This window comes from Bradyrhizobium sp. 482_C4_N1_8 (assembly GCF_052075965.1).
Taxonomy (GTDB): Bacteria; Pseudomonadota; Alphaproteobacteria; order Rhizobiales; family Xanthobacteraceae; genus Bradyrhizobium; species Bradyrhizobium barranii.
The window spans coordinates 3,264,240-3,287,032 of the sequence record NZ_CP197231.1 but is presented as its reverse complement, the minus strand read 5'-3'; the positions used below and the strand labels follow the sequence as shown (position 1 = coordinate 3,287,032).

General features: G+C 63.1%; 20 protein-coding genes and 1 pseudogene. 2 read left to right on the top strand and 19 right to left on the bottom strand.

Going from position 1 to position 22,793, the window contains the following annotated elements; translation table 11 throughout:
• Positions 1 to 3: 3 nt before the first annotated feature.
• The 10 genes from AB7Z56_RS15245 to deoC all read right to left on the bottom strand — a co-directional run bounded on the left by AB7Z56_RS15245 (position 4) and on the right by deoC (position 11,176).
• Positions 4 to 669, bottom strand: a complete 666-nt coding sequence (locus AB7Z56_RS15245) for a DsbA family oxidoreductase (RefSeq protein WP_166342541.1) — start codon at positions 667 to 669, stop codon at positions 4 to 6.
• A 65-nt stretch (positions 670 to 734) separates the two neighbouring features.
• Positions 735 to 1,556: a helix-turn-helix domain-containing protein gene (locus AB7Z56_RS15240; protein WP_354124542.1), complete on the bottom strand. Its 822-nt coding sequence runs from the start codon at positions 1,554 to 1,556 to the stop codon at positions 735 to 737.
• A 260-nt stretch (positions 1,557 to 1,816) separates the two neighbouring features.
• Entirely contained in the window at positions 1,817 to 2,908 is a 1,092-nt protein-coding gene (locus AB7Z56_RS15235) for an ABC transporter ATP-binding protein (protein WP_071912319.1), read from the bottom strand.
• 85 nt (positions 2,909 to 2,993) lie between these two features.
• Positions 2,994 to 4,433: an extracellular solute-binding protein gene (locus AB7Z56_RS15230; RefSeq protein WP_354124552.1), complete on the bottom strand. Its 1,440-nt coding sequence runs from the start codon at positions 4,431 to 4,433 to the stop codon at positions 2,994 to 2,996.
• Positions 4,434 to 4,482: 49 nt separating this feature from the next.
• Positions 4,483 to 5,520, bottom strand: a complete 1,038-nt coding sequence (locus AB7Z56_RS15225) for a carbohydrate ABC transporter permease (protein WP_354076187.1) — start codon at positions 5,518 to 5,520, stop codon at positions 4,483 to 4,485.
• Positions 5,517 to 6,392: a carbohydrate ABC transporter permease gene (locus tag AB7Z56_RS15220; RefSeq protein ID WP_063982329.1), complete on the bottom strand. Its 876-nt coding sequence runs from the start codon at positions 6,390 to 6,392 to the stop codon at positions 5,517 to 5,519. The genes AB7Z56_RS15225 and AB7Z56_RS15220 overlap by 4 nt, the downstream gene beginning before the upstream one ends.
• Before the next feature lie 7 nt (positions 6,393 to 6,399).
• Positions 6,400 to 7,323, bottom strand: coding sequence for a ribokinase (gene rbsK / locus AB7Z56_RS15215; RefSeq protein WP_354076183.1), 924 nt, complete (start codon positions 7,321 to 7,323; stop codon positions 6,400 to 6,402).
• Positions 7,324 to 7,328: 5 nt separating this feature from the next.
• Positions 7,329 to 7,784, bottom strand: a complete 456-nt coding sequence (locus AB7Z56_RS15210) for an RbsD/FucU family protein (protein ID WP_354076181.1) — start codon at positions 7,782 to 7,784, stop codon at positions 7,329 to 7,331.
• A gap of 81 nt (positions 7,785 to 7,865) precedes the next feature.
• A complete protein-coding gene (locus AB7Z56_RS15205; protein ID WP_354124543.1) occupies positions 7,866 to 10,256 on the bottom strand; it encodes an aldehyde dehydrogenase family protein in 2,391 nt (796 codons plus the stop codon).
• Between the two features lie 2 nt (positions 10,257 to 10,258).
• Complete coding sequence (gene deoC, locus AB7Z56_RS15200) at positions 10,259 to 11,176, bottom strand: deoxyribose-phosphate aldolase (protein ID WP_245344240.1); 918 nt, start codon at positions 11,174 to 11,176, stop codon at positions 10,259 to 10,261.
• Between the two features lie 340 nt (positions 11,177 to 11,516).
• On the opposite strand from deoC, the gene AB7Z56_RS15195 reads away from it, so the two are divergent.
• Complete coding sequence (locus AB7Z56_RS15195) at positions 11,517 to 12,311, top strand: DeoR/GlpR family DNA-binding transcription regulator (protein ID WP_085404259.1); 795 nt, start codon at positions 11,517 to 11,519, stop codon at positions 12,309 to 12,311.
• An 80-nt stretch (positions 12,312 to 12,391) separates the two neighbouring features.
• Here AB7Z56_RS15195 and AB7Z56_RS15190 read toward each other — a convergent pair whose 3' ends face one another.
• The 3 genes from AB7Z56_RS15190 to AB7Z56_RS15180 form a co-directional block, all read right to left on the bottom strand.
• The gene (locus AB7Z56_RS15190; protein WP_354076176.1) at positions 12,392 to 13,501 is read right to left on the bottom strand and encodes a substrate-binding domain-containing protein; all 1,110 of its coding nucleotides are present in this window, start codon (positions 13,499 to 13,501) and stop codon (positions 12,392 to 12,394) included.
• Between the two features lie 147 nt (positions 13,502 to 13,648).
• Positions 13,649 to 14,641, bottom strand: a complete 993-nt coding sequence (locus tag AB7Z56_RS15185; protein WP_354076174.1) for an ABC transporter permease — start codon at positions 14,639 to 14,641, stop codon at positions 13,649 to 13,651.
• Positions 14,638 to 16,218, bottom strand: a complete 1,581-nt coding sequence (locus AB7Z56_RS15180) for a sugar ABC transporter ATP-binding protein (protein WP_354076172.1) — start codon at positions 16,216 to 16,218, stop codon at positions 14,638 to 14,640. The genes AB7Z56_RS15185 and AB7Z56_RS15180 overlap by 4 nt, the downstream gene beginning before the upstream one ends.
• A gap of 421 nt (positions 16,219 to 16,639) precedes the next feature.
• Here AB7Z56_RS15180 and AB7Z56_RS15175 point away from each other — a divergent pair.
• Positions 16,640 to 17,045 (top strand): annotated as a pseudogene (locus AB7Z56_RS15175) (hypothetical protein); the annotation flags it as partial.
• A gap of 33 nt (positions 17,046 to 17,078) precedes the next feature.
• On the opposite strand, the gene AB7Z56_RS15170 reads toward AB7Z56_RS15175, so the two are convergent.
• The 6 genes from AB7Z56_RS15170 to AB7Z56_RS15145 all read right to left on the bottom strand — a co-directional run bounded on the left by AB7Z56_RS15170 (position 17,079) and on the right by AB7Z56_RS15145 (position 22,767).
• On the bottom strand, positions 17,079 to 18,482 hold the full coding sequence (locus AB7Z56_RS15170) for an amidase (RefSeq protein WP_354076170.1): 1,404 nt from the start codon (positions 18,480 to 18,482) through the stop codon (positions 17,079 to 17,081).
• A gap of 86 nt (positions 18,483 to 18,568) precedes the next feature.
• Positions 18,569 to 19,330: an SDR family NAD(P)-dependent oxidoreductase gene (locus tag AB7Z56_RS15165; protein ID WP_028158375.1), complete on the bottom strand. Its 762-nt coding sequence runs from the start codon at positions 19,328 to 19,330 to the stop codon at positions 18,569 to 18,571.
• A gap of 47 nt (positions 19,331 to 19,377) precedes the next feature.
• Positions 19,378 to 20,103 (bottom strand): ABC transporter ATP-binding protein, encoded by a 726-nt coding sequence (locus AB7Z56_RS15160; RefSeq protein ID WP_135214633.1) that lies wholly within the window; start codon positions 20,101 to 20,103, stop codon positions 19,378 to 19,380.
• The gene (locus AB7Z56_RS15155) at positions 20,093 to 20,812 is read right to left on the bottom strand and encodes an ABC transporter ATP-binding protein (RefSeq protein WP_085404254.1); all 720 of its coding nucleotides are present in this window, start codon (positions 20,810 to 20,812) and stop codon (positions 20,093 to 20,095) included. Before AB7Z56_RS15155 ends, AB7Z56_RS15160 begins: the two co-directional genes overlap by 11 nt.
• A gap of 2 nt (positions 20,813 to 20,814) precedes the next feature.
• Positions 20,815 to 21,888, bottom strand: a complete 1,074-nt coding sequence (locus tag AB7Z56_RS15150) for a branched-chain amino acid ABC transporter permease (protein ID WP_085404253.1) — start codon at positions 21,886 to 21,888, stop codon at positions 20,815 to 20,817.
• 12 nt (positions 21,889 to 21,900) lie between these two features.
• Entirely contained in the window at positions 21,901 to 22,767 is an 867-nt protein-coding gene (locus AB7Z56_RS15145) for an ABC transporter permease subunit (protein WP_028151201.1), read from the bottom strand.
• Between the last annotated feature and the right edge of the window lie 26 nt (positions 22,768 to 22,793).

Below are 22,793 nucleotides of genomic sequence, written 5' to 3'. Positions count from 1 at the left end.
AAGCTACTCTGCCGCCTGCGCGTTGATCTCCGCCGAGACCTCGCGGATGGCGCGGGCGAGCAGGTTCGGATCCTGCGCGCCGGAGACGGCGTATTTCTGCGCGAACACGTAGGTCGGCACGCCGGAGATACCCTTCTCGGCGGCCTCCTGCGCATCGGCCGACACGCGCGCGACGTCCTCGTCGGTGGCGAGGCGCTTGCGCACGTCGTCGGCATCGAGGCCGACATCGGCGGCCGCCTGCACCAGCACGTTCACGTCAGTGAGGTCGCCGCCGTCGCGGAAATACAGCTCCATCAGCCGCTGCTTCATCTCGGGCGCCTTGCCGATCGCCTCGGCCCAGAGGATCAGGCGGTGACAGTCGGTGGTGTTGGGCTGGCGCGCGACCAGCTCGGGCTTGTAGACAAGGCCCTCCTCGCCCGCGGCTGCGACGACGCGGCCGGCAATGCCCTTATAGGCTTCGACCGAGCCGAACTTGGTGGTGAGATAGTCCTCGCGGCTGATGCCCTCGCGCGGCACCCACGGATTGAGGAAAAAGGGACGGAAATTGAGTTTGACGGGAACGTCGGGAACGAGCGCCAGCGCGCTCTCGATCCGGTGCTTGCCGATATAGCACCAGGGGCACACCACGTCGGAGACGACATCGATCTGGAGCGGTTTCAACGTGCTCATAGCGCCTCCTTCGGGCGATGCGGGTTTGTCCCAAGATAAGCAGAACCCGCCCCGAGGCAAGGGCGCTAGGTCATAGCTGCTGCCATCTGCTTCAGCCGCTCGGCGGTGCGCTCGTCCGCCGGGAAGAACGTCTCCAGCGCCAGCTCCGACAGCGTGATGTCGACAGGTGTGCCGAACACCATGGTGGTGGAGAAGAAACTTAGTATCTCTCCGCCATGGCGCAGCTTGAAGGGAATCGCGACATTATCGCTCGACAGCGGCACCGAGCGCGCCGGGATGGGATAGCTCTTGAGGTCGTTATAGAGCTTGATCAGCTCGGGATCGGCCGTTGCCTCGCATTGCCGGTGCAGCCGCTCCAGCAGGTGCCCGCACCACTCCGCGAGATTGACCGTGCGCGGCGCCAGCGCTTCAGGGTGAAACGCGAGCCGCAGCACGTTGAAGGGCTGGCCGAGCAGCCGCTGCGGGATGCCTTCGAGCAGCGGCGCCACCATGCGGTTGGCGGAAACCAGATTCCAGTGCCGGTCATAGGCCAGCGCCGGATTGGGCTCATGCGCCCTGAGAACGAGGTCGATCGCCTGGCGAGCTGATTTCAAGGCGGGATCCTCCAGCGGGCGCTGCGGAAACGCCGGCGCATAGCCGGCCGCGACCAGCAGCACGTTGCGTTCGCGCAAGGGTACCTCGAGACGTTCGGCGAGCCTGAGCACCATGTCGCGCGAGGGCGCGGCGCGGCCGGTCTCGACGAAGCTCAAATGCCGCGCGGAAATCTCGGCCTCGCCCGCCAGATCGAGCTGGCTCATGCGGCGGCGCTGCCGCCACTCGCGCAAATGGTCGCCGATATGGACGGGCTGGCTGCGTTCGGCCTGTGCCGTGGATGCATGTGCGTTCATGCTCGAAAACTTAGCACGCGGATTTCAGCCCTTCCATTACCCGCGAGGTAATGAATATTGGCATGTAACCATCTGAATTCGCTTAATCTCTTTTCGCAGACTCTGCTCGACACCAATACCGGACGAGCAAAGTTTGCGAAGAAGGGTGCAACGTCGCCCGCATCACCTGCGAGCTCGCCGCATCGCAAGTGACCGCGATGAGGCATACGCACGCTGGAAGTAAAGATTTGGGATTACCTGCACCGCCAGAGGACCGCCGACTATGAAACGGCCTTCCCGGAAACCTTGTCGAAAAGGTGCGTTCGCTCCAGATCGATCGCGACATCTATTGGGCAATCCGGCGCCGCAGAAACACCGACTTGCATCTGCGCCGTGAATGGAAATGCGCCCACGGTTCCAATCACGAGAGTATGCGGCCCCAGCGGCTCGACGTCTTTCACCATCATGCGGACGGAGGAGCCCGATGGCGCATCTTGCCGCAGCACGTGGTCGGGCCGCACGCCGAGCACAACCGGCTTGCCGATGCTCCCTGCATAGGCCGCCTCTCGGGATTTCGGCAATCTCAACGCCGTACCCGAGGGTTCGGTGAAGATCAGTGCACCGTCGCGAGCGGCAATCTCCCCGTGGATGAAATTCATGCTGGGCGCGCCCATGAAGCCCGCGACGAAGAGATTGCTTGGTTTCTCATAGATCGTGATCGGATCAGCCGCCTGCTCGATGCGGCCGCGATTCATCACCACGACCCGATCGGCCATGGTCATAGCTTCGACCTGATCGTGTGTGACATAAACGATCGTCTTGGCGAGACGGCGATGCAACGCCTTGATCTCGGTCCGCATCTCGATGCGGAGTTTGGCGTCGAGGTTTGACAATGGCTCGTCGAACAGAAACACGTCCGGGCTGCGCACGATGGCACGGCCGATCGCCACGCGCTGACGCTGCCCCCCGGAGAGCTGCTTGGGCCGACGGTCCACGTATTGCTCGAGGTCGAGAACCCGCGCCACGTCCTCGACGGCTTTCGCGATATTGGCGCGCGACTCGCCCCGCGCCTTCATGCCGTAGCCGATATTCTCACCAACAGTCATATGCGGATAGAGCGCATAGTTCTGGAACACCATCGCGCAATTACGCAAGCCCGGGCGCAGCTGCGTCACATCGCGATTACCGATACGAATGGTTCCGCTGGTGACCGTCTCCAGTCCCGCTATCATGCGCAACGTCGTGGTCTTGCCGCAGCCGGACGGTCCGACAAGCACGACAAACTCCTCGTCGGCCACACTCAGATTGAGCCCCTCGATGATCTTGTAGGGCCCATATGCCTTGCTGACGTTCTCGATCTCGACGTGCGCCATGGATTCCTTTTTCCGTCCCCTATATCGACGGCCAACAAAGCCCGGATGATGCTCACGCATCATCCGGGGCAGTCTCCGCGGGAAGCTAGTTCTTCGGTGAGAGGCCCATCGCCGCGCGATAGGCGGCGAGCTGCTTCGCGCGGCCGAACTCATCGGTCAGGCGATTCCATTCCTTCGCGACCGCGTCCAGCGCGGCCTGCGGCGTGGTCTGGCCGGCCAGCGCCTTGCCAAGCTCAATCTCCACAACCTCGGTGTAGGAGAAATAGCCGGGCAAACGCATGTCGAGCGCAACGTTCTTGCCGTTAATGGAGTCGGCCTGGGCGCCGAGATATTCCTTGGCTTCCGTCGGCGAGAAGATGTTGCTCCACAACTCCAGATTCGTGGTGTGCGACTTGCGGTATGGATTGACACCCGTGCCACCGGTAATCGCGGCCTTGCCGGAGACTTCAGGGCTTGTCAGCGTCTTGACGAAATCCCATGCCGCCTGCTGGTTCTTGCCCACCTTTGGCACGGCAATCTGCCAGCCTCCGAACGCCATGAAGGGTGCCGGCAGCACTGCCGGAAACTTGTCCCACTTCTTGGTTTTGGCGTTCCATATCTCGTCAGAGCCGGGCAGCACCGCAGAGCCCACCTTGCCGGAGATCTTCGATTGCTTGGGGTCGGCGGCGATCACGCCGGTGTCGCCCCAACCGATCGACTCGGCCACCTGGCCGCCGGCCACGGCGGCATTGACCTCGCCGAACGAAAAGTTCAGCGCATTGGGCGGGCCAAGCTTGGAAGCGCGAATATATTCCTCCAATCCCTTCACCCAGCCCGGATTGTTGATCTGGGCATCCATCGTTTCGGGGTCGAAGAACATCGCGCCCGGATAGTTCGGGTTGTTGGTATAGGCCGCCGCGTGGCTGAAGAAGAACCAGAATTGCTGGCCACCGCGACGGAAGGCCTCCGCCGTGCCCCAGAGTCCCTTGTCGGGGCGCTGAAAGAACTCCGCGATGTCGAGATATTGCTTCCAGGTCTTTGGCGGCGCCAGGTCGTAGCCGTACTTGGCCTTGAAGGCGTCCTTCTCCTTGGGGTCGCTGAACAGGTCGGTGCGATAGGTGTAGGTGTGAACGTCGCCGTCCATCGATTGCGAATAGATCTTGCCTTCCCACACCATCAGGCGCTCACGGTAGGCCGGCTCGACATCGTCCCAATCCTTGCCGGACTGCATCTCTTTCGGCATCTCACTGAGATAGGTGACGAAGTCGGGCAGCCAGGCCGGCGCAAAGCTGACCAGATCGAACGCCGCGTCCGATCCGGTAAGCGATGTAACGATCTTCGGGTAGAGCTCCGACCAGGGGAACTCGACCACATTGACCTTGCCGCAGGTCTTCTTGGTCCATTCGTCCGCGCCGAGCTTGAGCGCGGAGGCGATATACGGTCCGGTCTGCGACGCCACAGTCAGGGTGACGCCGGAGTAATCCGGGCTACAAGCAGCGTTCGCCTGACTCGCGGTGCAAGCCATCGCGAGCGAGGTGGTCAGCATCAGAAACGTCCGTCGCAACATCGTCCAGTCCTCCCTAGATAGGTTTTTGCTATTTGATCGCTCCGAGCAGCAGGCCCGACCGCATCATGCGGCTGAGCAGACCTGCCATGATCATCATCGGAATGATGGCGACGAGCGCCGCGGCCGAGATCGCCCACCATTCGTCGCCGCGCTGGCTGTTCTGTCCCGCCACCAGGATCGGCAGCGTCTGCCATCTGGAATTGGTCAGGAACAGCGCGAACAGGAACTCGTTCCAGACGAAGGCGAGCGTGATCATGAAAGTCGCCAGCAGTCCGTTCATCGACATTGGCACCACGATGCCGAGGAAGATGCGCCAACTTGGCACGTTGTCGACCATCGCGGCTTCTTCGACCTCGATCGGAATGGCCTCGAAAAAGTCGCGCATCAGCCAGACCACGATCGGCAGCGAGAACGCGACGTAGCACAGCGTCAGGCCGACATAGCTGTCGATGAGCTGGAAGCCGAGCCGGCCGATTTCGCTGTAGAGGAGATACAGCGCGAAAGCCGTGACGATCGGCGGAAACATGCGCTGGCTGACGAACCAGAACAGGATGTCTTCATTGCCGAGGATCGGCCCCGGCAGCGGCAGGCGGTTGGCCAGGATTGCAGCGACAAGCGCGATCGGGAACGCCAGCAGCAGCGCCTGCGCGCGGGTGAAGCCGAGCGAATTGTTGAACAGCAGATAGCCGCCGAGCGCGAGCAGGAAGAAGATCAGGCCGGCGCCGAAGCGCACCCTGAATTCGAACCGTACCAGCGCATAGGCCGCCATTGCGCCGACGGCAGTCGCGATCGCCGCCGCCGACAAGCCAACGATTGTCGAGTTCAAAAAGGTCCGGAAGAACTCGCCACGGATACCCTGATAGAGATCAATGAAGGGCTGCAGGGTCGGCGTGAAATCGACGAACGGAATATAGGTCGGGCCGCCGACCACGCCCGGCGGGGTCTTGAACGCCGTCACGACCACCCAATAGAGCGGAAACGCCGTGATCAGGCACCATGCGAAGACACCGGCCGCGACCAGGCGGCGGCTCCAGCGCGACAGTCCGGTAAGGCCCTGCCCGCTCATCGGCGCTTCTCCAGATGCGGCCGCAGCAGCGCCAGATAAGTGACGCCAATGATCGTGATGGCGATCAGGAACAGGAAGCTGAGCGCCGACGTGTAGCCGAGATTGAACTTCTTGAAACCCTCCTGATAGGCGAACAAGGTCAGGGTCTCGGTGTCCACACCCGGTCCGCCGCCCGTCATCACGAATACGGTGTCCATGATCTTGTAGCTCTCGATCAGCCGGATGAAGACGACCGCGGCGGAGATCGGCAGCATCATCGGAAAGGTGATGCCCCAGAACTGTTGCCAGGCGCTGGCGTTCTCGAGCTCGGCCGCCTCGTAGACATCTTCGGGGAGCGTTTGCAGGCCAGCCAGCATCATCAGGATGACGAACGGGGTCCACTGCCAGATCTCAACAGCGATGATGCAGGCGAGCGCCCAATGACCGTTGGTGAGGAACGGCAGGTTCGCCATGCCGAACATGGACAGGAACTGGTTGAGCGGCCCCATGGTCGGATTGAAGATCATGCGAGCAACAAGCGCGACGGCAACCGGCGCCAGAAGCATGGGCAGCAGCAAGGCCACGCGAAATAGCCGTTCGCCCGGAACGCGCGCGTTCAGCGCGAGCGCAACGCCAAACCCGATCACGTATTGCAACCCGACGGCAATAAACGCGATCAGCGTCGTCGTGAAGATCGCATTCCAGAAGCGCGGCTCTTGCAGGAGCGTAGCATAATTGCCGAACCACACGACCCGCGGCGGGATCGGCGGAACCAGGCGATAGCTGAGGAAGCTCGTGGTCAACGAATAGATCAGCGGAAAGATCGAGATCGCCAGCACGACGAGCACCGCCGGCCAGATGAAGACATGCTTGATCGGATCGTTCCGCATCATGAGCAGATCATCCCTTCAACAGGGCTTCAATCTCAGCGCGCCGCGGCATGGCAGGCGCAGTCCCCGCGCGCGTCACGGAAATCCCCGCCGTGGCGGAACCGAAGCGCGCCGCTTCCAGGGGATCGGCGCCGCCCGCAAGCGCTGCAGCGAAGCCGCCGACGAATGCATCGCCCGCGCCCGCGGTTTCGACCACCTTGCCGGCGGCGAACGGGGGCACGTGTAGCGAGCGATCTCGCCCGTGAAACAGCGCCCCGCGTTCGCCGAGCGTGATCAGCGCGGTGCCCGCTCCCTTGGCCAGCAACGCGTCCCCGGCGCGGCGGGCGCCGGCAAGATCGCTCACCGCGATCCCCGTCAGCGCTTCCGCCTCGGTCTCATTGGGAACGACGTAGTCGCACAAGGCAAACAGGCCATCGTCGAATTTGACCGCAGGTGCCGGGTTGAACACGGTGATGCTGCCCGCAGCGCGCGCGATCTCGAGCCCGCGCTGCGCGGCCGCGACCGGTTGCTCGAGCTGGGTCACGAAGACGCGGCTGGTGCGGATCGGATCCGCCGCCGCATCGACGTCGGTGGGGCTGAGACCGTCGGCGGCTCCGCTCACCACGATGATGGCGTTGTCGCCGCGTGTCTCGTGGACATAGATGAAGGCGGCGCCGGTCGGCGCCTCCGCAGTCCTGGCGACGCGCGGCCGAATGCCCTCGGCTTCCCACGTCTTGATGGCAAGATCACCGAAGGCGTCGCGGCCGATCCGGGAGATGAAGGTCACGTCTGCGCCTGCGCGCGCAGCGGCCACGGCCTGGTTCGACCCCTTGCCGCCTGGTCCCATGGCAAATCCCGAGCCGGCGATCGTTTCACCGATCGCGGGCATGTTGCCAGCCCGGAAGGCCAGATCGACGACGAAGATGCCGAGCACTGCGACGCCAGTCTTGCTCATGGTCGTCACTCTCCGTCCGGCGCGATGACGCCCTTGGAAAACAGGAAGCAGCCGTAGAAGCGCCGCTCTCCAGTTGCGACCACGCAGTAGGCCGTCTTGGCCTTTTCATAGAAGGCATGGCGCTCGACCCCGACCAGCGGCCAGGAGCGTCCCTCGGCGCGGTCGATCGCGGCCTGCACCTCGCGCTGCACCGGCGGCACCTCCTGGGGCTGGCCGACAATCTCCATGCGGATCGCGGCATCGTCGACGAACGTATCGAGCGGCAGCACCGAGAGGATGGCTTCGATCGCCTTTGCCGTACTGACGTTGTCGATGCGAAGCAGCTCGCCGAACACGGTCTGGCGCGCGATGGAGTCGGCAGGAAAATTGGTGTCGCACACCACGAGGCGGTCCCCGTGCCCCATTGCGCGCAAGGCATAAAGCACGTCGGCATTGAGCAGTGGATTGATGCCCTTGAGCATGTTGCGTCCCTCCCTTGTCTTCAAAATCGCCCGAACTCTGATGGTCCGGATGCCAACCCGTATCACCGCAAGGTGACGTCTTTAGTCCCCATAGGGAATCCAGATGTTCTTCACCTGCACCGCGTGGCGGAGCAGGATCGGACCTTCGCTCGCCACCCGGTCGTACCAATCGAGCGCCAGCCCGTGGTCGACCAGCGTGCGCTTGAGGTTGCCGATCGACAGCCGCTCCGCAGCAGTCGAGGCCTCCTGCGAACCGAACACCCAGAGCGCATCGACGTCGTCATGCTCGGCAAGGACCCTTGCGAGCGCATCGCGCTCGCCGGTGACGATATTGACGACGCCTGCCGGCACATCCGACGTCTCCAGCACCTGATAAAAATCGGTCGCTGCAAGCGGATGCCGCTCGCTTGGCACGGCGACGACGCGGTTGCCCATCGCAATCAACGGTGCCACCAGGCTGATGAAGCCCAGCAACGGGGCCTCGTCCGGACAGGCCACCCCGACCACGCCGATCGGCTCGTGCATGGCAAGCGCCACGCCGCGCAACGGCGGTGTATGGATCGTCCCCTCGTATTTGTCGGCCCAGGCCCCATAGCTGAACAGCCGTTCGATACTCGCCTCGACCTCCGCGCGCGCCTTGGCGGGCGAAACGCCGGTCATATCACCGATGCGCCGGGCGAACTCGTCGCCACGCGCGGACAGATTCTCGGCAAGGTAGTAGAGGATTTGGGCGCGATTATGCGTCGTCGCCCGCGCCCACCCCTCGGCCGAGCGCGCAGCGGCCACCGCGTTACGGATATCCTTGCGATTGCCCTCGCCGGCTTCGCCGAGGTGCTTCCCCTTCGGCGACAGCACCGCGCGCGAATAATTTCCGTCGGGACGAACCTGCTTGCCGCCGACGAACAGCTTGGCGGTCCGGTCGATCGACGGCGTGCCAAATCCGGCGCCGTCGTTTGAAGCCGCTGGGGATGGCGGCGGCACCGTCGCCCGCGCCTTCCGCCCGCTCCAGGCTTTCGGCTTGAGATATTCGTAGAGACCTTCCCGGCCGCCCTCGCGACCGAAGCCGGACTCGCGATAGCCGCCGAAGCCGACGCTGGCATCGAACAAATTGGTCGCATTGACCCAGACCACGCCGGCCTGAAGCTTCGGCGCGATATCGAGCGCCAGCCCGATGGTCTCGCTCCACACGCTGGCGGCAAGGCCATAGCGCGTGTTGTTGGCGAGCATCACCGCCTCGTCCGGCGTGCGGAACGTCATCGCGACCAGCACCGGGCCAAAGATCTCCTCGATCGCCACGGTCGATGACGGATGTACGTTCCAAAGCAAGGTCGGGGGATAGAAGCATCCCTCAGCGGGGATCGGCCCCGGCGCCTGATACTTCTCAGCGCCCTCCTTGACGCCGGTTTCGACCAGCGCCTTGATCCGCTCGAGCTGCACCGGTGCGACCACCGCGCCCATGTCGATCGCCTTGTCGAGCGGCGGACCCACGCGCAGCGTCTCCATGCGGCGGATGAGGCGCTTGCGGAATGTCTCTGCGATCCCTTCCTGCAGCAGAAGCCGCGATCCGGCACAACAGACCTGGCCCTGGTTGAACCAGATCGCATCGACCACGCCTTCCACGGCGCCATCGATGTCGGCGTCGTCGAACACGATGAACGGCGACTTGCCGCCGAGCTCGAGCGTCAGCGACTTCCCGCTGCCTGCGGTCGACTGACGGATCAACCGCCCGACCTCGGTCGACCCCGTGAAGGCGATCTTGTCGACACCGGGATTTTCGACCAGCAACGCGCCGGTGGCGCCATCACCCGTCACCACATTCAACACGCCGGGCGGCAGGCCGGCTTCCGCCGCGAGCTCGGCGAACAGCAGCGCGGTGAGCGAGGTGAATTCCGCCGGCTTCAGCACTACGGTGTTGCCGGTCGCCAGCGCGGGAGCGATCTTCCAGGCCAGCATCAGCAGCGGAAAGTTCCAGGGGATGATCTGGCCGATCACACCGACCGGGACATGGTCGACGAATTCGCGGTCCTGCAATTGCGCCCAGCCGGCGTGATACAGGAAGTGGCGCGCGGCGAGCGGCACGTCGAGATCGCGGGTTTCCCTGATCGGTTTGCCATTGTCGATCGCTTCCAATACCGCGAACAGACGAGCATGACGTTGCAGCATGCGCGCCAGCGCATAGAGATGACGGGCACGACCGTGACCACCGAGCTTTGCCCATGACGACTGCGCCGATCGCGCGGCGCCGACGGCGGCCTCGACATCCGCTGCGATGCCTTGCGCGATCTTGGCCAGCGTCTTTCCGGTGGCCGGCTCGATCGTTGCCAGATGATTGCCCGAAGCCGGCGCGACGAATTTACCGGCAATGAAATGCCCAAACGTCGCGTCGTGCCGCTTCAGCCAGGCGCGCGCCTCGCCGTCCGCCTCGGGAGCGGGACCATAATCCATGGTCTCAAAATAATGTGCGATACTCATGCTCAGCCCACGGGATGACGGTTGAAGGCCGAGTAGCGGCCGGTGACGTGATGCTCGAGCTGGCGCTCGATGTCGGCGAGCAGGCTCGAGGCGCCGACGCGGAACAGATCCGGCTCGAGCCAATCGCGTCCCAACTCCTCCTTCATCAGGAACTGGTAGTTGAGCACATCCTTCGCCGTCGAGATTCCGCCGGCCGGCTTGAAGCCGATCTTGAAGCCGGTCCGCTCCTCATAGACCCTGATCATGCGCAGCATCGCCAGCGTCACCGGCAGCGTGGCATTGACGCCTTCCTTGCCGGTGGAGGTCTTGATGAAATCCGCGCCGGCCATCATGCAGACCATCGACGCCTTGGCGACGTTGCGCAGCGTTTTGAGGTCGCCGGTTGCGAGGATCGTCTTCAGATGCGCATCGCCGCAGGCTGCGCGGAAATCCCGGACCTCGGCGTAGAGAGCGCGCCAATCTCCGGTCAGCACATGCTCACGCGTGATGACGATGTCGATCTCCTGCGCACCGTCCCTGACGGACGCCTCGATCTCCTTGAGTTTCAGATCGTGAGGCACGAGGCCTGCCGGAAATCCAGTCGAAACCGCAGCGACCGGAATGTCATACCCATCGAGCGCTTCGACCGCGGTTGCGACGAAGCGGTGATAGACGCAGATCGCGCCCGTGTGCAGCCGGCGCCCGGCAAAACCGAGTGCCTCGAGGAGGTCACTTCGTATCGGGGCCCTCGCCTTGGCACAGAGGCGCTTCACCCGTTCGGCCGTATCGTCGCCGTTGAGTGTCGTCAGGTCGATGCAGGTGATCGCCTTGAGCAACCACGCCGCCTGCGCGTCCTTCTTGACGGTGCGCCGGCCCGGCAGGCTCGCAACGCGGCGCTCGGCGGCGGACAGATTGATCCGGATATCGTCAACCCAGTCCATCTCGAGCGCGCGGCCGCTGTTGCGCGCGATCAGATGCGGATGATTGTGATCCCGCGCATGGGGCTGCGCCGGCACCGCGGATGGATTTGATATCAAGACGCCCTGCGCCATCGGTACGCCGCGCAATGCTAGCGAATCGGCTGAAACGGCAGATAGACTGAATGTGCCGATTGCAACATGCGATCCTCCCATCCCTTGGCCGCCGGCGCTTCTGCTGCCTCCCGTCGCCGACAGCGAAACACCCTTCGGGCCAAATGTTATTATTGTAACAGATTGACGTTGCTAAACTCACATCATTGTAAGATCATTGTCAACCGGATAAGCAAGCTCGGTGACGAAAATGACTGAAACACCGACCGCACGCCCCAGCGAGACCCGCGTCCAACGGCTGCAACGGCTGCGACGCGCCGTCGAGACGAGCGGCGCACTGCATCTGAAGGACGCCGCAGAGCTGCTGAAGGTGTCGGAGATGACCGTCAGACGCGACCTTGCCGGGCCCGAGGCGGCGCTCGCCCTGCTCGGCGGCTACGTCGTCAACGCGGCGTCGCCGACCGGGATCAAGTACACATTCGAACAGGAAATCGACCAGCACACGCAGGACAAACGCCTCGCCTGCCGATCCGCAGCCGCCTCGATCAAGGAAGGTGACACCATCTTCATCGACTGCGGCACCACGATGCAGTCGCTGGCGGATTGCCTGCCTGAGGACATGCCTCTTTCGGTGATCTGCTATTCGCTGAACGTCGCCTCGATCGTCACCCACCGACCAGCGACGCAGGTGATGTTGATGGGCGGGCTCTACCATCCGTCGTCGCAGTCGTTCTCGTCGGATGACGGCCTGTCCTACCTGCGGCGGCTCGGGGTCAACAAGGCTTTCATCTCGGCCGGCGGCCTGCACTGGACCCGCGGCGCCAGCTGCTCGAATTTTCACGAAGTCGCCATCAAGCAGGCCGTGATCGCTACCGCGATGGAGAGCATCCTCGTGGTCGACGCCAGCAAGCTCGGCAGCCTCAAGCCGGCGTTCTTCTCCGACGTCAGCTCATTCTCGCGGATCATCGTCGGTGGCTCCGTGTCGGCAGACACGCGCAAGCACTTCCGCAGCCTTCCCGTCGAATACGTCACCAGCACAGCCTGATCCGGACGGGGGCTGGTTCGCCCGGATCAGGCTGACTGAACGATGCGCGGTCTCGGTGGATCGCGCATCGCTGTTTCAGGCTAGTTGCAGGCGGGCTTCGCCTTGTTGCAGGCATCCGTCAGCTCGGCCGGCGGGTCCTTCTTGAATACGGTCTTGTAGGACTCCAGCACATTCGACTGCGTCACCGGCAGCGACTGCACACCTACCCAGCCAGGCGTTTCCTTACCCAGCAGCGCGTTCATCATCGCCATCGCCTCCGCAACGCCCTGGTCGTAGGGACGCTGCGAGCCGGTCGCCTTCAGCGGCCCGCCCTTGGCAATCTCGATCGCCGATTGCAGACCGAGGTCGACCGTCGTCATGGGAATATCGATGCCCTGAGCCCGCATCGAGCTCAGCGTGTCGAGCGCCGGTTGATCCCACACCGCGTACAGTCCCTTGACGTCGGGATTGCCGGTCAGGAAGTCGCCCGCGATCTGCGAGACCTTCGGCGGATCGGTGAAGTCGACCTGCTTCATCTTGATGTCAGGGCGGTTTGCTTTCATCCACTCCCGCACGCCCTTGGTGCGCTCGTTGGTGCTGAAATAGTCGACGCCGAAATTGACGAGACCGATGGTGCCGCCCTGCGCCACGCAGGATGCCAGGATCTGTGCCGCGATCTGGCCATTGCCCTGGCTATCGGCCGAGACCATCGTCGCATATTCCTCGGGATGCTTCAGACCAGTCGGGATGCTGTCCATCAGCACGAGCTTGATGCCGGCTTTGGCGATCTTCTTGTAGGTCGGCGCGGTCGCGGTGAAATCGACCGGAATCGAAATGATGCCATCCGGATGCTGCTGGATCGTGTTCTCGATATCGGCGATCTGCTTGTCCACCTGATATTCGGCGGACGCGACGCCCGTCACCGTCACGCCGTACTTCTTCAGCGTATCGGTGATGCCCTGGATCTGGAGCTGCGACCAGTCGAGGTTGACCGTCTGCATGGAGATGCCGACCTTGAAGTTCTTCTCCTTGATCTTGGCGGCGTCGGCCTCCGACAGCGCGAGCACCTCGGGGGAAGCCGCCTTTTCGCCGTGGGGTCCCTGGCCGACGATCGACTTCGGCCCGAGCTTCGCGAGATCGACACCCTTGACGCAGGTCGCGGGCACTTCGGCGCGAGCCGACGGGATCATCGAGAGGGTGGCAGCGGCCACCAACGCAGTCAAAGGCAAGGTTTGTCGCAAGATTGGTTTCATTGTTTCCTCCATTTTTTGGTCGCCGATTCACCGGAGGGCCAGCGACCTTGCCCCTACCCGCGCAGCGCGATGAACTTGTTGTTCATGCGCCGCGCCTGACGTCGACTAGCGTTTCGTGAAAGCAACCGCGGCCACGATGATCGCGCCCTTGATCACGAGCTGCATCGGCGAGCTCACGCCGAGCAGAACAAGGCCGTTGTTGAGCGTGCCGATGATCAAGCTGCCGAACAGTGTTCCCAAGATGTAGCCGCGCCCGCCGAACAGGCTGCAGCCGCCGAGGATCACCGCGGCGATGACGTCGAGTTCCATGCCCTGCACGACATCTGGCCGCGCGGCATGTGAACGCGCCGACAGCACCAGCGCCGCCAATCCGGCCAGCGTGCCGGTCAGGACAAAGGCCGCAGTCGTGGTCCGTTTGGTGTTGATGCCGGAATAGAGCGCCGCGGTTTGATTGCCGCCGACCGCATAGATGCGCCGGCCGAACACATTGTAGTGCAGCAGCAGGATGCCGATAATCATCGCCGCCAAAGTCCAGGCGATCGGAACCGGTATCCCGAGGAACGTGCCTTCGCCAAAGATCGCGAAATAGGTCTCGTTGGTGATGATCACCGGCTTGGTGTTGGTCACCATCATCGCCAGTCCCCGCGCCATGCTCAGCGAACCCAGCGTCACCAGGAACGACGGGATCGATAGCTGCGTGGTCAGGATGCCATTGAGCAGCCCGACCAGCGCACCGGTGCCGAGCCCGGCCACGGCCCCCACGATCCAGCTGTTGTTGATCTGGCTCATCGCGAGAGCGGCCGCCATGCCCGACAACGCCAGCGTCGAGGCAACCGACAGATCGATCTGACGCGCGATGATAATAAAGGTCATGCCGACTGCGATGATCGACACCAGCGTGGTCTGGCGCCCGATGTTCAGGAAATTGTCGACCGAGAGAAACCAGGGCGAAGACAGGCTGAACACGACCAGCAGGATCACGAAGGCGATGTACAGCATGTACGGCCGCTCGCCCCGCAGCAAATTCTGGAGAATCTTGCGGCGGCGATCAGATCGGGTCGACGAGGCGACCACGTTGGGAGCAGTCAGTTCGGTCATGCGGGAAGCTCTTGCAAGTGGCCCGGCCCGGAGGCTTGGTACATCTGGAGGAGATGATGCAGCTCTTCGGCATCATCGATCTCGCCGCGCGACAGCGTACGAGCTACACGCCCGTTGACGATCACGGAGATGCGGTCGCAGAGCTCGATCAATTCGACGAGATCGGACGAGACGACCAGGACCCCGCTGCCGTCGCGGACGGCATTCCGGATCACGGCATAGATTTCCTCGCGTGCGCCCACGTCGACGCCGACCGTCGGTTCATCCAGGAGCAGCACGCGCGGCCGCGGATCATTCCATTTTCCGAACACGACCTTTTGCTGGTTGCCGCCGGAGAGCGTCCTGACCAGGCTGAACGCGCCTGGCGCTTTCACCGAAAGCCTGGCGACCGCGGTTTCCGCACGCCTGGCGGCGGCGCGTTGCTGCATCCAGCCCCAGCGCGAGAAGTGGGGAATTCGCGGCAAAGTGACGTTTCGCTCGATCGAATGGTCCAGGACCAGACCCTGCACGTGCCGGTCTTCCGGCACCAGCGCGATGCCCTGCTCGATCGCATCGGCAGGCCCTCTCGGCAGCCATCCCCGGCCCTCGATCTCGATTGCGCCGCTCTCGAGCGGCCGGAGGCCAAACACTGTCTCCAAAATCTCCGTGCGGCCGCTGCCGATCAATCCGGCGAGGCCGTGGATCTCGCCCTTCAGCACGGACAGATCGACGGCGCGAAGCCGGTCGTTGGACACGTCGGACAGCGACAGAACCGGCGACGGATCCAATTCACGCTTCGCGACAGGTTCGGTGCGCGGGCCCGTGGGTGCCGATCGATCGGTTCCGACGATCGCGTTCACCAGCCGCTTCATGTCGGTCTCGGCGGTGACAAACGTGCCTGCGTTAGCGCCATCGCGCAGCACCGTGACGCGCTGCGAGATCTCGAACACCTCATTGAGCCGATGGGTCACATAGATCACGCCGACTCCGCGGCGCGTCGCCTTCCCGATCGCATCGAACAGGATCCGGACCTCATCCGATGTCAGCGAGGAGGTCGGCTCGTCGAGGATCAGAAGCCGGACCTCGCCCATCAGCGCCTTGGCGATCTCCGTCATCTGGCGATAGGCGAAAGGCAGCGAGCCGACAGCCGCACTCGCATCCAGGGGAATGCCGAGCGCGTTCAGGAACGCCTCGGCCCTGGCCATCAGCGCGCGCTGCCGGACGAAGCCGAAACGCGCACGCGGCTCACGGCCGAGCAACAGATTGTCCGCAACGCTCAAGGATTCGACGAGGCTGAGATCCTGATAAACGACAGCGATCCCCGCCTCGCGCGACTTCGCCGGGCTGTCGAATTCCGCCGGCCTGCCGGCGATCTCGATCGTGCCGCTGTCGAGGGCATGAACACCACTGAGAATCTTGATCAGGGTAGATTTTCCCGCGCCGTTCTCGCCCAGTAGCGCATGGACCTCGCCGGCGCGAACCTCGAGGTTGACGTCACGCAGCGCTCGTACGCCGCCGAAGCGCTTGTTGATGCCACTGACCATCACAAGCGAGGCCGACGACCGAGGTTCTGCTGCAACCGAACCGGACAGTTCCAAACTTTCCTCCCGTCGCCCCGCTAGACGCTGGTACGATGGTGACATATTGTTATTTTTGCAACTTATCCTGTTATAATTCTATCATCTCCGCCGACCTGTCAATGGCGGATCACGTCGCGGGGCCGGATCTAACCCTGGCCCTATCTCGATTTGTGCGGTTGCGAACGTCAGTACAGACAGCCGGCCTTCCCAGCGCGGATCTGTTCAACATCAGGAACGGACCAAAGCTTCACGACGTGCTCCATTCGGTCTTGGCGGCAAGCACCCGATCATCCAAGCGAGAGGAGGCAGGCCCCGCGATCGATCAGCACAAGCGTGTGCCGACAGAAAGGTAGATGCATAGGCGACGCGTAACAGCCATGGCGATGAGGCGGCCTTAGCCAAGCACACTAGACCGCGCGCGACACCTCGCTCCAATTCTGTGGATGACAATCCCTGCGATACGTCGTGCTCGTCGCGTCATTCCCGCCGCGCGGGATTACGTTCCTCGCCCTCGATCGTGCCGGCCGACCGCATCGACCGCGACATCTATCTGGTGCTTGAAGACGTCGGCGCGCGCTGGTTGCGCCCGGCGCGAGACCGACGAGGCTGACACCAACCTCGAGATCATCCTGCAAAATCTGCGGTCCGGCCAGTACGCCTATCCGGTCCGAATTGTATCCTTCAATCCCGTCCAGGGGTAGTCGCGGGATGCGACTTCCGAGGTCACCGACGCACTGGCTCGGCGTGCGGCCGACACCGACGCTGAGATCTCGTCGGCACTGCAGGACTTCATCGCCGCTAACGCCACAAAGCGCTTCGGCATGCAGCCAGCGCTGCGCCTTCAACTTCAGACACGTTATAATGCCTTTCGCTGCCTTTCATTCGATGGAAGCACGCTGCGTATGCCAATCCGTCACTGACTGGAAGGCATACGCGGCGCGGGCAAGCATATCCTCGGACAGATGCGGGCCGACGAGCTGCATGCTGAGCGGCAACCCGTCCGACGCGATACCGTTCGGCAGCGTGATGGTCGGGCTGCCCGAGAAGTCGAACACCGCGGTGAAGCGCAGGATGCTGAGCAGCACGTTCGGATCGGCGCCGTATTCGCCCATCTTGGTCAGCGTTGGGATCGGCACGGGCATGGTGGGAATCAGGAGCAGGTCAATATCGCCGAACAGCGCCGCGAGGCTGCCGCAGAACTTCAACCGCTCATGATGGATCTGAGCGATCTCGAGGCCGCTGATCGATCTGCCCTGCTCGATCAGCTGCGCCAGATCGGGACCATATTCCGACTTCCGCGACGGATAGGTCTCGAGATGCGCCTCTGCGGTCTCGATGGAGCACATCGGAATCCACATGCTCACGAGCTTCTCGTAAGCTGGGAACTTGACCTCACGAATATCGGCGCCGAGGTCCGCAAGCGTACGCTCCGCTTCGAGCAAGGCGGCGACCACCTGCGGATCGATCCCGTCCTGCGTGTAGCTGCGGTCCACGCCGATCCGTAAGCCCCGCACGCCGTCACCGATCCCCGCCAGGTAGTTCGGCACCGGCGCCTGAAGGGCGGTCGGATCATTGACGTCTGCGCCCGCGATGACGCCGAGCATGGCCGCGGCATCGGCTGCGCTCCGGCACATCGGCCCGACATGGTCGAGAGAGTCAGCCAGCGGGAAGACGCCGTGACGGCTCACACGTCCCCAGGTCGGCTTGATCCCGGTCAGCCCGCACGTTGCCGACGGAAACCGGATCGAGCCGCCGGTGTCGCTGCCGATCGAGCCGAAGCAGAGGCCCGCCGAAGTGGCCACGCCCGATCCGCTCGAGGAGGAGCCGACCCAGTAGTCTGTCCCCCAGGGATTGAGCGGCGCCTGGTCGTCGGGATGATGGCTTGTATAGGCGCCCTCGGTCATTTTTAGCTTGCCGAGCGTGACGGCGCCGGCGTGCTCGAGCCGGTCCACGATTGTCGCGTTGAAGGAGGGTACGAACCGGGCGTGGATTGTCGTGCCGCCGGCGGTCGGCGCGAAGGTGGTGTAGCAGAGATCCTTCAATCCGATCGGCACGCCGTGCAGCGGCCCGCGCCAGATGCCCTTGGCAAGCTCGGCGTCGCAGCGCTTCGCCTGCGCCATGGCTCGCTCGGCAAGCACCAAGGCATAACCGTGAAACTTGCTATCGAGCTTCGCGATCCGGCCCAGCATCACCTCGGTCACTTTCGAAGGTAGAAGCTCGCCGCGGCGGAACAGCTCGGAGATTTCGATGATCGACTTGTAGTGAATTGGATCTGCTGACATCTGACAGTCCTGCTGTTGTCGGAAACGGCTTCGCCCACCGGCACCGCAGACGGCCCGGTTTCGTGACTGCGCTACTCAGGGAGCGCCTAGAACTGCACGCCGCGCGTGAGGGCACCGTCGACCACGAGGTTGGTCCCCGTGATGAAACTCGCTGCCTTGCTGGCAAGGAACACCGCACCATTCGCCATTTCCTGCGGCGTGCCCATGCGGCCGGTCGGATTCAGCGCCAGCGCGGTCTTGTACAGCTCAGGATTGCCGTCCTTGATCTGATTCCAGACACCGCCCTCGAAATAGGTGTTGCCCGGCGACACCGAATTGGCGCGGATGCCTTTGCTGGCAAGCTGGAAGGCGAGACCTTGCGTATAGTGGATGATCGCGGCCTTGAACGTGCCGTAGGGGCCGCTCGCGAAGTCAACCTCCCGCCCTGAAACGCTGGAGATGGTCACGATCGCCGCGGCCTTGCTCTTCTCGAGATACGGCATCGCCGCATTGACCAGCCGAACAGTGCCCATCATGTCGGTGGAGAATTCCTTCTCCCAGCTCTCCTCGTCCTGTCCGATCGACAGCGCACTGACATTGGCGACCACGACGTCGATGCCGCCAAGCTTCGAGGCCATGTCCTCGACCCAGGCCTTGAGCGCCGGGCCGTTGGAGACATCGACCGAACTACCAAAGGCAGCGACGCCCTTCGCCTTGATCGCGGCGACTGCGCTATCGACGTCGGCCTGGTTGCGCGCGCAGATGCCGACATCCGCGCCTTCCGCCGCGAATGTGTCGGCGATCGCCCTGCCGATCCCCTTGGTGCTGCCGGTGACGAGAACCTTTGCTCCCTTAAGTCCCAGATCCATGTCCATTCCCTCCCTATTGACGACTTGAAAACATGCCATGCGGCCGTTCAGAGCAGGAGCTGCTCGCGGACATTGTCCTCGTTAACCTCGCCACCCGCCAGCGACTGCGCGATCTTGCCCTTCTCCATGATGTAACAACGCTCGGCGATTGCCAGGATCGTGTCGAGGTTCTGCTCGACGAAGATGATGGTGGTCCCGAGCTCGTTCCGGAACGATCTCAGCGCCTCGCAGATGTGCTGGACGATCGAGGGCTGGATACCCTCGGACGGCTCGTCCAGGATCATCAAGGACGGATTGCCGATCAGCGCGCGGCCTATGGCGAGCTGTTGCTGCTCGCCGCCCGACATCGTGCCTGCGGCCTGCCGCCGGCGTTCCTTCAGTCGCGGAAAATACTCATAGACGAGTTCAGGCAGCTTCTTGCCGCCGGGACCGCCGATCAACTCGCCGACCTGCAGGTTTTCCTCGACGGTCATCTGCGGAAAGACATCGCGTCCCTGCGGGATGTAGCCGAAGCCCGCCCTCGCCCGCGCGTCGGCTTCGAGCTTTGTTACGTCCTGCTCCATGAAGCTGATCGTGCCACGCCAGGTTTGCAGCAAACCGATCAGGCACCGCATCAGAGTCGACTTGCCGACACCGTTACGGCCGATCACGCCGACAATCTCGCCGCGGGAGACCGACATGGTGACGCCCTGCAGAATCGGCGTCGCACCGTATCCCGCCCATAATTCCGATACGTCCAGAATCCGGTCAGTGGGCTTGGGTTCAGTGAGCATGCGTCTTACCGAGATAAATTTCCGCGACTTTCGCGTCCTGCAAAATGCTTTCGAGATCGCCGCGTGCGAAAATCTTGCCGAGATGCAGCACCGTGACGCGCTGGGCGACCTGGCGCACGAAGGCCATGTCATGCTCGACGACAAGGACCGTCATGCCCTCTGCATTGAACGACTTGATCAGCTCGCCGGTCTTGAAGGTTTCCTCCGGCGACATGCCGGCAGTCGGCTCGTCCAGCAGCAGGAGTTGCGGCTTCAGCGCCAGCGCCATCCCGATCTCGAGCCATTGCTGCTGGCCATGCGACAGCGCACCCGCGAGCTTATCGCTGTCCGGCCCCAGGTTGAGCAGAGTCAGCAGGCGATCCTCCTCGGCGATGCGTTCCGCGCCGGACAGTCGTTCCTGGAGCGCAGTCTGGATGTTTTGCCGAACCGGCAGCTCCTTGAACACGCTCGGAGCCTGCATCTTGATGCTCATGCCTCGCTGCACGCGTGCGTAGGGACGCTCCTTGGTGATGTCGACGGTATCGAACAGGATGCTGCCCTGGCTCGGCGGGTAGAGACCCACGATCAGCTTGAACAATGTGCTCTTGCCGGCGCCATTGGGTCCGATCAGGCAGTGGACCTCGCCGGCGTTGACCGTGAGGTCGACGTCGGAGACTGCGGTCAATCCGCCAAAACGCTTGGATACGCCTTTGACTTCGACCAGCGCCATGATCAGGATTCTTCCGGGTGCAAGCGACCAGCCTCCGCCATGACGGGGCTATCATCGCGCCGCCGACGTCCGCTCCACCAATCGGCAGCAAGCTTGCCGATGCCGAGCACAAAACCTTGCGGCGCCAGCATCACCGTGGCGAGCAGCAGCGCTCCCATCAGCACGAGTGCTGCCTGCTGGCTGTAGACCGTGATGGTCTGAAAGCCGAACAGCAGCAGGAACGATCCGACCAGAGTTGCGGTCAGATCGCTCCGTCCGGAGAAAGCCACCCATACGATGGGCATCGCCGCCGCAGGCAGGCCGATGCTGGACGGCGTGATGAATTGGCCCCAGGACGTGTACAGCGCACCACTCAGCCCTGCGAGGCCGCTGCCGATCACGAAGGTCAGGAGCTGGTATTTCCGGACGTCATAACCCAGCATCTCGGCGCGCTGCGGGTTCTCGCGCGTCGCCACGATGACGTTGCCGATGCCCGAATTCACGAGCATGCGCAACGCGAGATAGACGATCACGATCAGCGCGATCATGACGTAGTAGAGCGCCGATCCCTCGATATAGAAGTCGCCGACGGCGAGCGGGTCCATGCCCTTCATGCCGTTGAAGCCATTCAGCCGCGCCGGGCCGATGTGCCATTCGGGCCCCGCGGTCTGGCCGAGGAAGAAGGCAAGCACCAGCGTCGCAGACAGCGTCACGATCCCGAAGAAGATGCCGTTGATGCCACCCCAGATCATGAAATAGCCGAGGATGCCGGCCGCCACCATCGCAAGGACAACGGACAGCGCAAGCGCGGCGATCGTTGCGGTGCCGCCGCCCATGTTAATCGCGAGCACGCCATATCCGTAACCGGCGATGCCGAAGAACAAGGTCTGGCCGAACGACAGCATCCCGCCATAGCCCCACATCAGGCAAAGGCCGAGCGCCATGAATATCCAGATCAGGAAATAGGCGAAATTCCCCACATCATAGGAGTCGGCGAACAGCGGATATGTCAGTGCGCCCGCGAGCACTGCAAGGAAGCAGGACCAGAAGATCTTGCCACGTCCGAGCGTCTGCGGACCTTCCAGCAGCTTGAACATCAAAAATTCCCTTTAGCGCCCACGACGAACCAGAACGCTGGAGAGCCCCTCGGGCAACACCCGAATGATCAAAATAACGGCGACCAGCATGCCAATCTGTCCGATGATCTGGCCGTAGCTCGCGTTCAGCGCCATCCGGATCATCGCCAGGAACACAGCGGCCGGCGCTGTTCCGAGCAGCACGTTTGCCCCTCCAATTACGACCGTAACGAAGCTTTCGACCACGAAGGTCGCCCCCATGGTCGGGATCAGCGTCATCGTTGGCGCGTAGAGCGCCCCACAAAGTCCGGCAAGGCCGGTGCCGATCCCGAAACTGATCGAATAGATTCGGCCCGTTCGCGCGCCCAGCGCCTTCGCCATCGCCGCATTCTGCATCGTCGCCCGGGCGATCACACCAAAGCGCGTCTTCATGAAAACGATGTAGAGACCGCCCAGCACGGCCACCGCGCAACCGAACAGAACCAGACGATAGGTCGAAAACGTGTAGCCGCCGATTGCGAAGCTTCCTTCGGGCGTTCCGATGCCCCGCACGGCTGAACCGACAATCAGGAGCATCGATTGCGTCACGATGAGGCTGAGCCCCCAAGTGGCGAGCAGAGAATCCAGCGGCCGCTTGTAGAAGCGCCGCACGATCAGGAACTCGACGGCGACACCGATGAGTCCCGCCGTCAGCGCGGCCAGGATCTGGGCAATCGCGAGCGGAACGCCCAGATTCACCAGGCCAACGGTGACATAGGCGCCGCACATGATGAACTCGCCATGCGCCATATTGATGACGCCCATCATGCCGAACACGATAGCGAGACCTGCGGCCGAGAGAATGAGGAACGCGAACACGTCGGCGAACTGATAGAATACCGAGAATACTTCAGCCGACATCTTGGTCCCTTTGTCGATCCCGGCGC

Bases quoted from the DNA above. Each gene is read 5' to 3' on its own strand.
- AB7Z56_RS15170 (WP_354076170.1), bottom strand. From the start codon at position 18,482: ATGTCAGCAGATCCAATTCACTACAAGTCGATCATCGAAATCTCCGAG.
- rbsK (WP_354076183.1), bottom strand. From the start codon at position 7,323: ATGAGCAAGACTGGCGTCGCAGTGCTCGGCATCTTCGTCGTCGATCTG.
- AB7Z56_RS15145 (WP_028151201.1), bottom strand. From the start codon at position 22,767: ATGTCGGCTGAAGTATTCTCGGTATTCTATCAGTTCGCCGACGTGTTC.
- AB7Z56_RS15225 (WP_354076187.1), bottom strand. From the start codon at position 5,520: ATGAGCGGGCAGGGCCTTACCGGACTGTCGCGCTGGAGCCGCCGCCTG.
- AB7Z56_RS15240 (WP_354124542.1), bottom strand. From the start codon at position 1,556: ATGAACGCACATGCATCCACGGCACAGGCCGAACGCAGCCAGCCCGTC.
- AB7Z56_RS15165 (WP_028158375.1), bottom strand. From the start codon at position 19,330: ATGGATCTGGGACTTAAGGGAGCAAAGGTTCTCGTCACCGGCAGCACC.
- AB7Z56_RS15230 (WP_354124552.1), bottom strand. From the start codon at position 4,433: ATGCTGACCACCTCGCTCGCGATGGCTTGCACCGCGAGTCAGGCGAAC.
- AB7Z56_RS15235 (WP_071912319.1), bottom strand. From the start codon at position 2,908: ATGGCGCACGTCGAGATCGAGAACGTCAGCAAGGCATATGGGCCCTAC.
- AB7Z56_RS15205 (WP_354124543.1), bottom strand. From the start codon at position 10,256: ATGAGTATCGCACATTATTTTGAGACCATGGATTATGGTCCCGCTCCC.
- AB7Z56_RS15245 (WP_166342541.1), bottom strand. From the start codon at position 669: ATGAGCACGTTGAAACCGCTCCAGATCGATGTCGTCTCCGACGTGGTG.
- AB7Z56_RS15185 (WP_354076174.1), bottom strand. From the start codon at position 14,641: ATGACCGAACTGACTGCTCCCAACGTGGTCGCCTCGTCGACCCGATCT.
- AB7Z56_RS15195 (WP_085404259.1), top strand. From the start codon at position 11,517: ATGACTGAAACACCGACCGCACGCCCCAGCGAGACCCGCGTCCAACGG.
- AB7Z56_RS15210 (WP_354076181.1), bottom strand. From the start codon at position 7,784: ATGCTCAAGGGCATCAATCCACTGCTCAATGCCGACGTGCTTTATGCC.
- AB7Z56_RS15220 (WP_063982329.1), bottom strand. From the start codon at position 6,392: ATGATGCGGAACGATCCGATCAAGCATGTCTTCATCTGGCCGGCGGTG.
- AB7Z56_RS15150 (WP_085404253.1), bottom strand. From the start codon at position 21,888: ATGTTCAAGCTGCTGGAAGGTCCGCAGACGCTCGGACGTGGCAAGATC.
- AB7Z56_RS15160 (WP_135214633.1), bottom strand. From the start codon at position 20,103: ATGCTCACTGAACCCAAGCCCACTGACCGGATTCTGGACGTATCGGAA.
- AB7Z56_RS15155 (WP_085404254.1), bottom strand. From the start codon at position 20,812: ATGGCGCTGGTCGAAGTCAAAGGCGTATCCAAGCGTTTTGGCGGATTG.
- deoC (WP_245344240.1), bottom strand. From the start codon at position 11,176: ATGGACTGGGTTGACGATATCCGGATCAATCTGTCCGCCGCCGAGCGC.